A 15231-nucleotide genomic window follows, 5' to 3' on the forward strand; every position below is an offset into this window, starting at 1 on the left:
GATTACGGAAGGCCGCTAATGCGGCCTTCAGCGTTTATTGCTCAGGGGCTGAGGTTGCATTCTGGGGCGGGCGAGGCTGCAGCGGCAGGCGCAAACGCAGGCTGAACCCCTTCTGTTGCGGGCCAAACACGCCAAAGACCAGCTGTGCCTGCAGCTGCTGCACCAACTCATTGATCATCAGGCTGCGGATCGGATTGCTGCCGCTATCAGCGGTCATGCTCTGCCACTGGCTGGTGGCGTCGCCGTCGGCATCTTCCAGTTCAATCTGGATATCCTCTTCCTCCTGGCGCGTGCGTATGCGCAGACGCCCGTTGCCCTGCAGCGACTCTTCCGCCTGAATCAGCAGATGGATCATCAGCTGGCTCAGTTGCAGGACATTGCCCTGATAAGGCGGCAGCTCGGCGAAGTCCTGCTGAATCAGGATGTGTTCACTGATCTCGGTGCGCAGCACTTCCAGCACGCTGGTGATCAGGCCATTGACCTCCATGGGGATATGCCCCCCTTGTTCAGCTTCGGCCAGATGCTGCAGCTCCTTGACGGTTTGTTCTACCTGATTGAGGCCTGCCAGCGTCGTGGTCAGATGCTGGTCAAGCATATCCATCTCGGTATTGCAGACCTGACTGAGCTCCGGCAGCAACGGTGAATCAGGCTGCTCGACGCTGATACGCTGATAGATGTTGTCCAGCTTCTGCATGGTCTGCTGACCATTGCTTTGCAGCTGCTGCAATTGATACAGGGCAAAGGCCAGCGGTGCGTGAATTTCGCTGATCACGCCGGAGGTGACCTGTCCCAGTGCCACCAGTTTTTCCTGTTGCAGCAGCTGTGCCTGGGCCTGCTGCCAGTGCTGGATCAGCTGCTGCTGGCTGCGTCGTTCTTCCTCCAGCGCCGCGGCAGTGCTTTGCAGCTGCTGGTTGGCATCCTGCAGCGCCTGGGTTCGCTCATTGACGCGCAGCTCCAGCTCGCTGTTGAGCTGCTCCATCTTGCGCAAGAATTCGGATTTGATCTGTGATGAGGCCAATGCCTGATCGCGGGCTTCTGCCAGAGTCATTTCCAGTGTCTTCTGTTCGCTGATATCGCGGATGACCACCACGTAAAGCGCGGGCTGCGAGTTGGCCACCTTGTTGATCTGCAGCATGACCGGGAAGCTGGAGCCATCAGGGCGTAACCCCTGCAGTTCCTTGGGAACGTTGCCGGTGGGCAGCCAGTGGTCGGGTGGTGTGCTGAGGGCATTGAAGTACTGGGTCAGCGGTTGCTGCCGCAGTTGCTCCCAGTTGCTGCGCAACAGCTGGCAGCCTGCCGGGTTGCTTTGCTGGATACGCCATTGCTGGTCAACCAGCATCAGGCTGTCGGCCACGCTGTAGACGATGGCCTGATTCTTGGCGGCGGTCAGGCGCAGCTCCTGTTCGGCTTCGCTGCGTTGCTGAATCTCGCTCTGCAGGCGTTTGTTGACGTCGAGGGTCTTGTCATTCAGCGCTTCGGCATGGCGCAGGGATTTATGCAGCCGTGACATGCTGTACCACAGCAGTCCCAGCGCCAGCACGCTAAACAGGGTCTGCACGAAGGTCAGTGACCAGAAGAAGCTGGGGCCGGTGCCGGTGCTGATATTGCGGGTCACGCTCATGACGCCACGCACGTCGCCGGCTTTCCAGTCGCGCTTGGGGGTGCCGGGATAGGAGTTATGGCAGGCCACGCAGCTGGGGGAGAGAATGTCGGCACGGGCGTAGCGCAGGGTCAGCTGATCGTTCTTGTCGTCAAACTGATAGAACGGTTCGAAGGAGTTGGAGTGCAGCGCCCTTAACGCATCATTCTCGAAGGTATCCTGAGGGCCGCCGGACTTGTTCCACGGGAAGGGCAGCTCGCTGAACAGACGAATCCGCAGGCCGGTATTCTCGGCCATCAGGTTGCGGGCAAAGTCCATGGTGAAGGAGGTGGGTAGCGGCAGCATGTCATTGTGGAAGGCGTAATCATGGCCAATCCGCATCCCGGCGTCTTTCGCTTTGGGGACAATCTCCCGCGAGTAAAAAGCGCGAATCTGCATCATCAGCTGCAGGTATTCATCGGCCTGTTGAATGGCCTCCTGCTCCAGATGATTCCGGTTCTGTTCGTAACTCCACCAGCTGATCGACAGGCTGGCGACGATCAGGACCACGATAAAGGCCGAGAACCAGGTACTGGAAAAGTGGCTGGCAGACGGTGCTCCTGACTCCTTGGTTGTCACTGCATGGTTCCCGATAGCAAGGGGCAGCCCCTGATCCGCCGTGACGATTCATGGTGGATCTGGGGCTGCCCGAAAAATGAGTAAGGGGCTCGATGAGGCAAGCGACCGTCGATCAGGAGCGGTGATCGACCTCCAGACTGACCGGTTGCTTGATAGGTAGCCACAGCGTAAAGCAGGTTCCCTGGCCTTTGACACTGGTCACATCGATGCGCCCGTGATGTTTTTCCATAATATTGTAACTCATGGCCAGACCCAAGCCCGTGCCCTTGCCCACCGGCTTGGTGGTGAAGAAGGGGTTGAAGATCTGGCCCAGATGCTTCTCATCAATGCCGCTGCCGGTGTCTTCCACCTGAATATAGACCTGATCATCTTTCTGGCCGGTGCGCACGGTGACCCTGCCAAACTGCTCGATCGCCTGGGCGGCGTTGATCAGCAGGTTGAGCAGCACCTGATTGATCTGTGAGGGGATGCACTCCACGGCGGGCAGATTGCCGTACTCACGGACGACTTCGGCTTTGTACTTGAGCTCGTTGTGGGCGATGTTGAGGGTGCTTTCCAGACCTTTGTGCACATCGGTCCAGGCCCAGTCGCTATCGCCCCCGTGTGAGAATTCACGCAGATCTTCAATGATCTTCTTCACCCGTCGCGTGCCTTCGCGCGACTCTTCCACCAGTGCCTGCAGGTCATTGATGAGAAAGTCGTAATCCAGCTGGATCTTGAGCTCGTCGAGAGACTGACGGGCCGGGTCACTGCTGGGCAGCAGGGCATGTTCATAGGCCTGATTGAGGCTGAGCAGATCGCCGACGTAATCTCCCATGGCTTCGATATTGGCAGAGATGTAAGCCATGGGATTGTTGATCTCATGGGCCACACCGGCTGCCAGCTGGCCAATGGAGGCCATTTTTTCTGACTGCACCAGCTGCGCCTGCGTTTGTCTCAGCTCATCAATCAGCTGCGCCTTGGCGGTATTTTCCTGATTGAGCTGGTGATTGAGGTCCTGCAGCTCCTGAGTGCGTGTGGTCACCCGCGCTTCCAGCTCCTGATTAAGGTTTTCCAGATTGGTCTTGGCTTCTTCCAGCGCCTGGGTGTATTGTCCCAGCGCCTTACCCATCTGGATCAGGCCGGTGGCGGTCTCCTGGGCCTCACGTACGACAAAGGGTTCCAGATTCTGGTAGTAGTCGCCTTCCCCGATTCGCTTCATGGTGGCCGACAGCGCCTGCAGGGGCATGGCGACCGACTGACTAAGGGTGAATGCCTTGCGATAGAGATAAACAAAGAAGCACAGATAGAACAGTACCAGTACACCGATCATCAGATAGCCAATGCGATTGAAGCGGGCGTTGAGCACCATGGCATCGGTGTAGATATTGTCATCATCGACCAGCAGCAGGAGCGACCAGTTGGTGCCACGAATGGTATGCCAGCTGACCAGCATCAGATCGTTGTTAAGGTTGAGTTCGGTGATGCCACTGTTGGCTTTCTGCATCGCCTGACTGAGCGCCTGCGTATCAGCACGCTTGTGGAGGTTGAATTCATCGGGTTTGAAAGTGTCCTGCCGAATGGCATCGGCATACGACTGATTGGTCAGCTCTTTCAGGCCCCAGGCCTCTTCACCTTGCGGCGGCAGGGCCATGATGGTGCCGCTCTTGTCCACCAGAATGCCGTAGCCCTGCCAGGGCACATCAAGATGAAGTATCTGTTTGATCAGTTGTTCCAGGGTGATGTCCAGCCCAACCACGGCTTCCGGTCCTTTGGCCGGATCACTGCCGGGCAGGTACACCGGGGCGATGCAGGACGTCATCCAGCCCTGTCCGGCCGGATCGATGTAGACATCCGTCCAGACCGGCCCCTTGCCGGGGTTGTGCTTGATGTCGGCATCGTAGAAGAAGTTGTACTCGGTGATCTTCATGTCGTGGGGATACTGATCAATGACATCGAAGTAGGGATAGATGCGATTCATCGAGTCCCGGGTGTTGATGTAGGCCTGCGTCACCAGTGGCTGGGCATCGACCACATCACGCATCACGTTATCGAGCTGACCGAGCTGCAGGGCCTTGTCACGCTGCGTCTGGCCAATGGTGTTGATGTTGGAATAAAACAGTGCCGCCCGTCCCGGCAATTCACGGGTGGTATGCAGCACGCCGTCGGTCACTGAATAGCGCTGCTGTTCTTCACTGCTGGCCTGATACGGGGTCTGGTAGGCTACCTCGGTCTGACGCTGGAGCAGTCGGGTCATATGCGCCACACTGTCGAGCTGGTCAGAAATACGCCCGGCCTCAAGATTGGCCACGCCCTGCAGCTGGTCTTTGGCCAGCCGTTGCAGAGTCTGAATATTCTCGTCGCGGATGATGGCATTGGTCAGCAAGTAGGCTACCACCAGTGCCAGTTCGATCAGAATGATCGGGAGCAGGGCGCTGCGCAGATAGGAGCGCCACACCAGGCTGAAGAAGGACTGAGAGCGGGGTGTAGTCATGACCGTGATCCAATAGGCATGCAACAGAGGACCTGCCTGACCGCCATTGAGAACTGCCGGATGACATAGAGGCGGGTGTGGCAAATCACATTTCTACCTGATGCGCGTCAAACAGCAGCAGGCCTTAAGGTGTCTTTTGAGACACTTATAACTAAGCGGCAAATCCATTTCTGCCCCGAACGTGCCAGCTTTCACAGGTTTGCTGAAAAGCATAGCCGCCGGGGGAAAAACTGCACTCCCGCACGCTGATCAGCCCTGCCTGATCGCGGCTGAGGCCGAGACTGGAGCGGGTCCCGTAACCGGGGCTGGCAATAAAACAGGAAGACAGACGCTGCTCCCACTCCACGCTGATGCCGGTATCGGGCAACTCTGCAGTGGGCGCCTGCTGACGGCTGCCAAGCAAACGTGGCAACGAGGGCAGATCGCGTCCGGCCGCGAGCCAGTGTTGCATGGCCTGACGGGCCTGCTGTGTTTTCGGCCAGTGGCTGTGCAGCCGGGCGTTGGACAGCGTATACAGGCCCGGTTGCAGACGTTCGGGCCAGGGCAGACGGTTACTGCAATAGATCACTTCATCCGGGCTGCCGAGCAGCAGGTTGAAACCGGCGTAGTGGTGGCCCTGTTCCAGCACCTGCAGTGCATAGTCAAAGGCCGACAGGCTGTAGGGGGAGCGGCTGTCCTCATGCTCGGTATCCATCTCCAGCTGGCGCAGATAGCCGCTCACCAGTTCGCCCCGGCTGCGCAGGTGATCCGCCTTGCCACTGCCTTCACGGACGTTGGTCAGTGCGGCCCAGTAACCGGCGCGATTGATGACGAACCAGCTCCCGCCTGCCTGCAGGTCCTGTCCGCCCCAACATTGAGGAAATTCCGGCCACCAGCGCCCACTGCGGGTCGGACGCTGATAGAATTCGTCGCGATTGGCGGCCAGCAGCAGTGGATAGTCAGGATCATGCTGCCAGGCCAGAACCAGCAAACACATGGTGGGCTCCTTGTCTGCCGTGTCATGCCTTGCGTGAGCTATGACACGGAGGAATGGATGGGAGGCCAGTATGCCGAGTGAGCGAATTTGATGTCTATTTTTTTGCTGTATCTGCTGTTGGGAGCGGTGGCGGGAGTGCTGGCCGGGTTGTTTGGCATCGGCGGTGGCATGGTGGTTGTACCGGCACTGATCTTTGCTTTCGGTGCCCAGCATCTGCCGGTGGACGTCCTGACCCATCTGGCCGTGGGGACCTCGCTGGCGTGCATTATCGGCACCGCGATCAGTTCCATCATCGCCCATCATCAGAAGGGCGGGGTGCTGTGGCCGATTTTTACCAGCTGTACGCTGGGCATTCTGCTCGGCGCGGCACTGGGGGTGAAAACAGCGGTGCTGCTGCCGGGTGCCTTGCTGCAAAAACTGATTGGTATCTTTGCTATCTGTGTGGCTCTGCAAATGGCGTTGAATCTCAAGCCCAAAGCCAGCCGCGGACTGCCCGGCAAGCCCGGTCTGGTGGGCGCGGGCGGGGTTATTGGCTGGGCATCGGCGATTTTTGGTATCGGTGGCGGCACCCTGACTGTGCCGTTTCTCACCTGGTGCAATGTCAGTATGCAGCAGGCTGTGGGCACCTCAGCGGCGCTGGGGTTGCCGATTGCCATCGTCGGTGCGGCGACCAATATCGTCGCTGGCTGGGATGCGCCGGGTCTGCCGCAGTGGAGTCTGGGTTATGTTTATCTGCCCGCCGTGCTGGGAATTGTGATCGCCAGCACGCCATTCGCCCGTGTGGGCGCCAGACTGGCGCATCGTCTGCCCGGTCATATTTTGAAACGGGCCTTTGCTTTATTGTTGGTGATTGTCGGCATACGGTTCCTGCTTTGATGATCGAGTGCGTAACCGCAGCCAGGGTTCTTGGCCAGCCGCCATGTTAAGGGTGCCACGGAAAAACTATGCTTACCTATCCTCAGATTGACCCCATTGCCATTGAGCTTGGGCCCCTCAAGGTTCACTGGTACGGACTGATGTATCTGGTCGGCTTTTCTGCCGCCTGGTTACTGGGCCAGCAACGCCGTGAACGTTTTGGTCTCAGCAAGGAGCAGTTATCTGATCTGATCTTCTATGGTGCGCTCGGCGTGGTGCTGGGCGGGCGGATCGGCTATGTGCTGTTCTACAACTTTGACCGCTTTCTGGCCGACCCTAAATGGCTGTTTTATGTCTGGGAAGGCGGCATGTCGTTCCATGGTGGCCTGCTTGGTGTGACCGCGGTGACACTGTGGCAGTCGCGTAAACTGGGTCTGTCACTGCTCAGTCTGGGGGACTTTGTCGCACCGCTGGTGCCCATCGGTCTGGGGGCGGGTCGTATTGGCAACTTTATCGGTGGCGAGCTGTGGGGGCGGCCGACGGATGTGCCCTGGGCTATGGTGTTTCCCCGCGCTGACAACCTGCCACGCCATCCGTCCCAGCTGTACGAATTTGTACTGGAAGGCATCGTACTCTTTACCGTACTCTGGCTGTTTTCGCGCAAGCCGCGTCCGGCAGGGGCGGTGTCAGGGTTATTCCTGATTGGCTATGGCCTCAGCCGTATCATTGTTGAATTCTTCCGTCAGCCGGATGAACAGCTGGGCTACATTGCCTGGGGCTGGCTGACGCAGGGACAGCTACTGAGCCTGCCGATGCTGGCCGTCGGTGCCGGCTTTATTGTTTACGCGTATCAGAGCAAACGCGCCATCCACTGATGGCGCAGGCGCCGTCACTGAGGCAGCTGGCGGCGTGACGACAAGGTGTATCTATGAAGCAATATCTGCAACTCTGCCAGCGCATCATTGATGAAGGCGTATGGGTTGAGAATGAGCGTACCGGCAAGCGCTGCCTGACGGTGATCAACGCTGACCTCAACTACCGTGTCGGCGCCAATGAGTTTCCGCTGATCACCACCCGCAAGAGCTACTGGAAGGCAGCCATTGCCGAACTGCTGGGCTATCTGCGGGGGTATAGCAGCGCCGCTGATTTCCGTGCACTGGGCACCCGAACCTGGGATGCCAATGCCAACGACAACGGCGCCTGGCTGAACAACCCCTACCGTACCGGTGAGGATGATATGGGCCGGGTCTACGGTGTGCAGGGACGCAGTTGGGCCAAGCCTGACGGCGGCCATCTGGATCAGGTGCGCAAGGTGGTGGATAACCTGAGCCGTGGTCTCGATGACCGTGGCGAAATCATCACCTTCTATAACCCCGGCGAGTTCCACATGGGTTGCCTGCGGCCGTGCATGCACACTCATACCTTCTCGCTGCTGGGCGATACGCTGCATCTGACTTCCTATCAGCGTTCCTGTGATGTGCCGCTGGGGCTGAACTTCAATCAGGTGCAGGTGTTCACCTTCCTGGCCCTGATGGCGCAGATCACTGGCCATAAGGCCGGGATGGCCTATCACAAGATCGTCAATGCCCATATCTATGAGGATCAGCTGGCGCTGATGCGCGATGTACAGCTCAAGCGGGAACCCTTCCCGGCACCGCAGCTGCGTATCAACCCGTCGATTCGCCGTCTGGAAGATCTGGAAACCTGGGTGACGCTGGATGACTTCGAGGTGGAGGGTTACCGCTGCCACGATCCCATTCAGTATCCGTTCTCGGTGTAGGCTGCGCCTGCACCACCCCTGATCTGCCCTGCAATCGGAAATACGCTCATGAAACTTGCTGCCATCGTCGCCGCCAGTCAGAACAATGTCATCGGTATCGACAATAAACTGCCGTGGTATCTGCCGGAGGATCTCAAGTACTTCAAGCAGGTGACCATGGGCAAGCCCATCCTGATGGGCCGCAAGACCTTCGACTCCATCGGCCGGCCGTTACCCGGACGCACTAACATCGTTATTACCCGTCAGACTGACTGGCAGCATGACGGCGTCAAGGTGGTGCACAGCCTGCCGCAGGCCATTGCTCTGGCTGAGGCAGAATGCCTGATCGGTGGCAGTGATGAGTGCATGATTATCGGTGGTGCCCAGCTCTACAACGAGGCGCTGCCACACTGTCAGCGGCTCTATCTGACCCGGGTCTGGGCCGATATTGAGGGAGATGCCTTCTTCCCCGTGCTGAATGATGCCGACTGGCAGGAGCAGGGGCGTATCGATCATCAGCCCACCGAACGTAATCCCCATGCCTACAGCTTTCTGGTGCTTGATCGCCGGTATTAAAGCTGTTCAACGAAAGCGCATATCTCCCTTTTGGCAGACCGTACCAACGCCAATTCTGCCGATCTTGTACTAAGCTTCCAGCACGGGCTGCCGACATCCCGCAGGGGTTCAACCTGACGGTCTGTCGGTGCGGCCTGTAGTCGTTCCCATCATCTGTTCGTTGTCCTGCATTGGGAATACCACAAGAGGATGTTGTATGAATCTGTCACTGCGTGCGCGCCTGCTGGGCGTCAGTATCGTTGCCGTGTGCGTGATCGTGCTGGCGCTGGTGTGGGAAACCAACATCACCATGCGTCAGCAGATGCTGGACCAGTTGCTGAAGGATGCCCAGCATTTCGCCGGTGCTTATGGTGAGGGAGTGGGGCAGTGGCTGCATGACCGCCAGCAGGCCATGACGTCCCTCAAGAAGCAGATCGAAGACCATCCGCAGGACAGCCCCTACGCCGCCATTCTGCAAACACACAATGCCGCGGGTTTTGCCCTGACCTACTACGGCAATGAGCAGGGGCAGATGTTCCGCCAGGATCCGGCGCTGGACAAGAACAACGCCAGCTATGATCCGCGCAAGCGTGACTGGTATCAGCAGGCGCTGAAAGAGAACCGGGCGATTGTCACCGCACCTTACATCAGCGCCACCCTCAAGCAGCTGGTCGTGACGCTGGCGGAGCCGGTAAAGGCCAGTGGCGCAGTCATCGGTGCGGTCGGTGCCAACCTGACGCTGGAGCAGCTGACCAAACGTACCAATGCACTGGATGTGCCGGGCAAGGGCTACGCCATTCTGGTGGATCGCAGCGACCAGATCATCACCCATCCGCATACCGACTTGCAGACCAAGTCTGCCGGTGAGCTGAGTCCGCTGTTTGACAGCAGCCACCTGCCTCAGCTGATCAGTGATAACCGCCTGTTTGAAACGTCACTGGATCAGCGTGAGCGCTTTGTCTATGCCCAGGCTATTCCGCAGACCAACTGGGCGCTGATCTTCGTGATGGACAAAGCCACCCTGATGGCACCGATCTATGACCTGCTGATCACCCAGATCGGTATCGCCGTGGTGCTGCTGGCCCTCTTTACCCTGGCGCTGATCTACCTGTTCAAGGTGCTGTTCCGCAATCTGGAGCGTGTCGCCGTCGCGCTGGAAGACATCGCCGAAGGGGAAGGCGACCTGACCGTGCGCATTCAGGTCAGCAGCAAGGATGAGATTGGCCGTCTGGCCGGTGGTTTCAATCGCTTTGTTGAACGTATGCAGGGCATTATCAGCCGTCTGCATGGCACCTCGGTGCAGCTGACTGGCGAAGCCGATGGGGTTGCTGGTGCTGCTCACAACCGCAGCCAGCGGGTGCAGCTGCAGCAGGATGAAATTCATATGGTAGCCACGGCGGTCACCGAGATGGCCATGGCGACTCAGGAAATCGCCGGCAATGCTGAGCGCACTGCCTCTGCCGCGCAGGATTCGGTCAGCCTCAGCCATGAAGGCCGGGTGCAGGTGGAAAAAAGCCAGGGCTCAATTCGCAGCCTGGCGGATGAAGTGGAGCAGGCCACCAGCACCATTGCCGAACTGAATCAGCACGCGCAGCAGATCAGTGGCATTCTGGCCACCATCAGCGGTATTGCCGAGCAGACCAATCTGCTGGCGCTGAATGCGGCCATTGAAGCGGCCCGCGCCGGTGAGCAGGGCCGGGGCTTTGCCGTGGTGGCCGATGAAGTCCGCGTGCTGTCACAGCGGACCCATGCCTCCACTGCGGAGATCCAGACCATGATCGAGACCCTGCAGCAGACCACTGCCCGGGCGGTGACGATCATGGAGCGTGGGCATCGGCTGGCCCGTACCAGCGTGGGTGATGCCGATGCGGCGCATCAGCGTCTGGGGCAGATCACTGAAGCCATCTCCAGTATTGCCGACATGGCCACCCAGATTGCGTCGGCAGCGGAGGAGCAAACCTCCGTCACTAATGAAATCAATCGCAATACTGAAGCCATTCGCGGCGTGGCCAGTGACATGGCAGAAGAAAGCGAGCAGGCGGCAGCGCAGGCCAGGGTGCTGCATCAGCTGGCCCGTCAGGTCGAGCAGGAAGTCGGGCGCTTCCGTCTCTGATTTTTGTCTCGGTTGTAGTGCTGAGAAACGGTCGCGCGATCACCGTAAGGTGACAAGAGCTGGGGAGGGGTGAACAGACACCGCTGCTTCAGCGTCTTGTCCGGATCAGCGGACTAGGCACTGTATCTGGCCTGTATCAGTCAGGCCAGATGCGACGTTGCAGGGCATGCATGGGGCGGACACGCTCAGTGCTCGTGCTGCCAGCTTTCCGCCTGTGGTGACGTGGCTTTACTCAGACGTTTGGCTTCCAGCTGGGCCAGATCGGTTTCACGGAATTCGAGAATCCACTGCCGCGCTTTATCTGCCGGGACACCCAGTGCCTGCAGCGCCTCCAGACTCACGCCCAGACTGGTGTCGTAGGTTTCCAGAAATACGTGATCGAGATCCAGCTCCAGCAGATGCAGGGCATTCTCACTGTTGCGGGCACGGGCAAACAACTTGGCCCGGGGGAAGTGTTCACGTATCTGCAGTGCCGCTTTCTCGGAAATATCCGGGTTGTTGATGGCCAGAATGATCAGTCGTGCCTTTTCAGCGCCTGCTGCTTCCAGCACGTCGTTGCGCAGGGCATCTCCGTAATACACTTCATAACCCAGACGCCGGGCAAACCGGATATGCGCTGGGTTGGCATCAATGGCGGTAAAGGCAATATTGCGTGCCTGCAGCACACGGGCGATGGTCAGACCGATGCGGCCAAAGCCGATGATCAGCACTTCCGGGTTGTGTTCAGGGAAGGTCTCATGTTCCAGGGCCTGGGTATCCTCGTCATCACTCTGGCGTTTTTGCTGACGGCCAAGGTAGCTGTCAGCGGCCTTGACCACCAGCGGCGTGAAGGCCATGGAAATGCTGACCACCAGCGTCATGATGCCAGTCAGCTCGGTGCTCATCAGTTTGGACTGGGCCGCCGTACTGAACAGCACAAAGGCGAACTCACCGCCTTGTGACAGGGTTACGCCCATGCGCAGACTGTCGGCATTGTTATTGCCAAAGCCCCGTGCCATGGCATAGATCAGACCGGTCTTGATCAGCATCAGCACCACCACCGCGGCGAGGATAATGCCGATGTGTTCCAGCAGCAGATGCAGGTCCATCTGCATACCCACCGCCATAAAGAACAGCCCCAGCAGCAGGCCGCGGAAGGGTTCGATGTCGGCTTCCAGCTGATGGCGGAACTCCGAATCCGACAGCAACATGCCAGCCAGAAACGCTCCCAGAGCCATCGACAGCCCCACTTGCTCCATCAGCCAGGCGGTGCCCATCACCACCAGCAGCGCGGCAGCGGTAAAGAGTTCGCGGCTATGGGCTTTGGCGACCAGATGGAAGGCGGGTTTGACGGCAAAACGACCGATCACGATGACGGCAATGATCATGCCCAGCCCTTTGGCCAGATTCAGCAGGGCGTTGGAGTCATGTACCTTGGAATCCGCCAGAGCGGCGACCAGAGCCAGAAGAGGGACGACCGCGAGATCCTGAAACAGCAGGATGGCAAAGGCGCCGCGGCCATACTGGCTCGACAGCTCGCCCCGTTCGGACATCAGCTGCAAAGCAAAGGCAGTGGATGACAGCGCCAGACCAAAGCCAGCGATCAGTGCGGTCTTCCAGGTCAGGCCGAACAACAGCGCAACGCCACCCAGCAGCGCCCCTGACAGCAATACCTGTGCCAGACCCAGACCGAATACCGCCTTGCGCATCACCCACAGGCGGCGTGGTTTCAGCTCCAGACCGATGAGAAACAGCAGTAACACCACGCCCAGCTCGGAGAAGTGCAGGATAGCCTCCACCTCACTGATCAGCCCAAGGCTGTTGGGGCCGATCAGCAGACCCGCGCCGAGATAACCCAGCACTGCCCCCAGGCCGTTGTGTTTGGCCAAAGGTACGATCAGTACCGCAGCCAGCAGAAAGATGATGGTACTGAGGAGAAAATGATCCATATATCGTGATCCGTCGTTAAGCCGATAACAGCAGGGTCCATTGACGGCTGCAAGGCTAGCCTATTTGCTCGCCGCACAGAAGCCACCATTGTGCAGACAATGTGTCGTTAAAAAAGATGGCCAAACACAACGGCGGCTTATGCGTCCTCAAGGGTGGCAAGTCGTTGGCCAACAGCTTGCTTTTGTTGGACTAAAGTACCCGTGCTGGATCAACACACTTTGTCGAAAAGCAGGCTATGCTTAGGCCCGATAACAACCAATACCAAGCTGTCCGGTACAGGTTGCCTGGCGTGCCAGGGCCGCCGATACCGGCAGGTCATGCCTGCTGACAGGGGGTTGATCTGTGATCCAGACGTTGACACATATCTATAAGGCCGTAGAAAAAGCGCTGTTCTTTACCCTTACCCGCAAACTGGTCGGGAATCTTGGCTTCATCTTTCTGGTCACCAGCCTGCCACTGGCCTACTGGCTGCTGTGGGGTGGCCTTGATCTGCAAGGTATCAGCCGCGAGCAGCAACAACTGATCAGAACCTGGCAGGATCAGCGCTTTGGCGCTCTGATCGGACTCAATCTGCTGGTCTGTGTCGGCATTGGCCTGTACATGCGTCATCTGTTCCTGCACCCGATCCAGCACATGATTGATGTGCTGTCAGCTATTGAAGAAAAGAACGGTGATATCTCGGCCAGCCTGCCGTCGTTCACCTATGACGAGATCAGTCTGATGGCTGAGCGTTACAACCATTTTTCCGACAACCTCAAAGAGGTTATCGACAAGGTACGCAGCCGCAGCGTCACCCTGTCGCAGGAGGCAACCCGGGTGCGCAAGGTGGTGCTGAGCAGTGGCGAGGCGATGACCAGCCTGCAGCACGCGGCGGGCGTGCTCTATCAGGAAAGCGAGAAGTCGACCCGGGCAGTGCAGGAGATTGCCGTGCATACCGGCAGTATTTCCAGCAAAACCACCGATACCATCAGCAAGGTCGGCGTAGCGGCCAGTGAGCTTTCCCGTACCAGTGCCGAGATCGAGCAGGCCCACAGCCTAATCGACCACTTCCAGCAGACGGTCCTGCAGTTGCAGGACAACTCCGAACAGATCAAGCGCATTCTGGCCATGGTCAACGAATTTGCCGACCAGACCAACCTGCTGGCCCTGAATGCGGCCATCGAGGCGGCACGGGCCGGTGAACACGGACGCGGTTTTGCCGTGGTGGCCGATGAGGTCCGCAGCCTGTCGCAGCAGGTAGGTAAGGCGACGCAGGATATTCATGGCTATATCACGCATATGGGCGAGCTGGTGGAGCACACCCGGGAGGAGTGTGATGACATTCAGCGCCGTATTGGCAGTGCGCGCGGTGTGGTGGTGCATACCTGTGATGACTTTGCGGTGATGCAGGAGGATTTTCGCCGTACCCATCAGGAAATCATCGAGATCAATCAGGCGGTGGAATCTGTCTCAGCGGTCAACGAGGTGTTGTTCCAGCGGGTGACGGAAATTCAGAGTCTGGCCGACAGCACCTCGGATGCCATGCAGCAGGCCAGAGGCTTTACCCAGCAGCTCACCGGGACAACCGAGGAAACCCAGCAATATCTGTCCCGTTATCAGATCGGTCGCGGCGGCTTCGAGAAGGTACTGCAGGAGTCCCGTCATTTCCGTGATCAGGTACAGGCGCAGTTGCAACAGCTGGCCAGTCAAGGCGTGGAGCTGTTTGATCAGCAATATCAGGCCATCAATCAGAGCGAACCCCGCAAGTATCGCACCCGTTACAGCGACCAGCTGGCCAGCTTGCTGCCCCCTCTGTATGACGCTTACCTCAAGGCGCATCCGGGCTTTATCTACAGCATCGCCGTTGACAGCAATGGCTACGCGCCAGCACATCATACCCATGTGTCGCAACCGCTGACAGGCGATGCCCAGCAGGACAATCTCAAGAGCCGTCATCAGCGTATCTTCAATGGCAGTGAGGAAGAACGACGACGGGCAGGCAATACTCAGCCGTTCCTGCTGCAGACCTTTATCCGTGACACCGGGGAAGTGATGAATGACCTCTCACTGCCCATTTACGTCAACAATCGCCATTGGGGAGCGATGATTTTCGGCATGGGCAGTGAGATTCTGGCGAGCTGAGGGGCTTTAACAGGTCGTTGAAAATCTATCTGCGTTGCCGAATACCGCGTCAAAAACAGGCTCACAGCCAAAGGCTGAACGTGCTTTAGCACGGCCCCGAAGGGGCGAGCGGAGCGAGTCAAATGCTCATTTAGTTCACTAAACTCCGCTTTTTCGCCTGTTTCTTGTGCCCTAGGGGTATTTCCTTGTCTCGGCTGCCTCGATAACGTTTTTCAACAGCCTGTTAAGCCGC

10 protein-coding genes are annotated in these 15231 nt (G+C 58.4%); 6 read left to right on the top strand and 4 right to left on the bottom strand.

Going from position 1 to position 15231, the window contains the following annotated elements; translation table 11 throughout:
• Positions 1-34: 34 nt before the first annotated feature.
• The 3 genes from WH50_RS08845 to WH50_RS08855 form a co-directional block, all read right to left on the bottom strand.
• Positions 35-2218 carry a c-type heme family protein gene (locus WH50_RS08845; RefSeq protein WP_110186978.1) on the bottom strand — a complete coding sequence of 728 codons (2184 nt, stop codon included), beginning with the start codon at positions 2216-2218 and terminating at the stop codon, positions 35-37.
• 112 nt (positions 2219-2330) lie between these two features.
• Positions 2331-4691 (bottom strand): ATP-binding protein, encoded by a 2361-nt coding sequence (locus WH50_RS08850; RefSeq protein ID WP_110186979.1) that lies wholly within the window; start codon positions 4689-4691, stop codon positions 2331-2333.
• A 151-nt stretch (positions 4692-4842) separates the two neighbouring features.
• Positions 4843-5667 (bottom strand): NRDE family protein, encoded by an 825-nt coding sequence (locus WH50_RS08855; protein WP_110186980.1) that lies wholly within the window; start codon positions 5665-5667, stop codon positions 4843-4845.
• A 90-nt stretch (positions 5668-5757) separates the two neighbouring features.
• Between WH50_RS08855 and WH50_RS08860 the strand changes: the two genes are divergently transcribed.
• The 5 genes from WH50_RS08860 to WH50_RS08880 all read left to right on the top strand — a co-directional run bounded on the left by WH50_RS08860 (position 5758) and on the right by WH50_RS08880 (position 10949).
• Entirely contained in the window at positions 5758-6543 is a 786-nt protein-coding gene (locus WH50_RS08860; RefSeq protein ID WP_110186981.1) for a sulfite exporter TauE/SafE family protein, read from the top strand.
• A gap of 68 nt (positions 6544-6611) precedes the next feature.
• Positions 6612-7397, top strand: coding sequence for a prolipoprotein diacylglyceryl transferase (gene lgt, locus WH50_RS08865; RefSeq protein WP_104153394.1), 786 nt, complete (start codon positions 6612-6614; stop codon positions 7395-7397).
• Positions 7398-7450: 53 nt separating this feature from the next.
• Entirely contained in the window at positions 7451-8302 is an 852-nt protein-coding gene (locus WH50_RS08870; protein ID WP_110186982.1) for a thymidylate synthase, read from the top strand.
• Between the two features lie 48 nt (positions 8303-8350).
• Entirely contained in the window at positions 8351-8857 is a 507-nt protein-coding gene (locus WH50_RS08875; RefSeq protein WP_110186983.1) for a dihydrofolate reductase, read from the top strand.
• A 196-nt stretch (positions 8858-9053) separates the two neighbouring features.
• Positions 9054-10949, top strand: a complete 1896-nt coding sequence (locus WH50_RS08880) for a methyl-accepting chemotaxis protein (RefSeq protein ID WP_110186984.1) — start codon at positions 9054-9056, stop codon at positions 10947-10949.
• 185 nt (positions 10950-11134) lie between these two features.
• Here WH50_RS08880 and WH50_RS08885 read toward each other — a convergent pair whose 3' ends face one another.
• Entirely contained in the window at positions 11135-12877 is a 1743-nt protein-coding gene (locus tag WH50_RS08885) for a monovalent cation:proton antiporter-2 (CPA2) family protein (RefSeq protein ID WP_110186985.1), read from the bottom strand.
• 343 nt (positions 12878-13220) lie between these two features.
• Between WH50_RS08885 and WH50_RS08890 the strand changes: the two genes are divergently transcribed.
• Positions 13221-14999: a methyl-accepting chemotaxis protein gene (locus WH50_RS08890; RefSeq protein WP_110186986.1), complete on the top strand. Its 1779-nt coding sequence runs from the start codon at positions 13221-13223 to the stop codon at positions 14997-14999.
• The last annotated feature ends 232 nt before the right edge of the window (positions 15000-15231 follow it).

Origin of the sequence: Pokkaliibacter plantistimulans, from assembly GCF_003194385.1 — a bacterium.
GTDB lineage: Bacteria > Pseudomonadota > Gammaproteobacteria > Pseudomonadales > Balneatricaceae > Pokkaliibacter > Pokkaliibacter plantistimulans.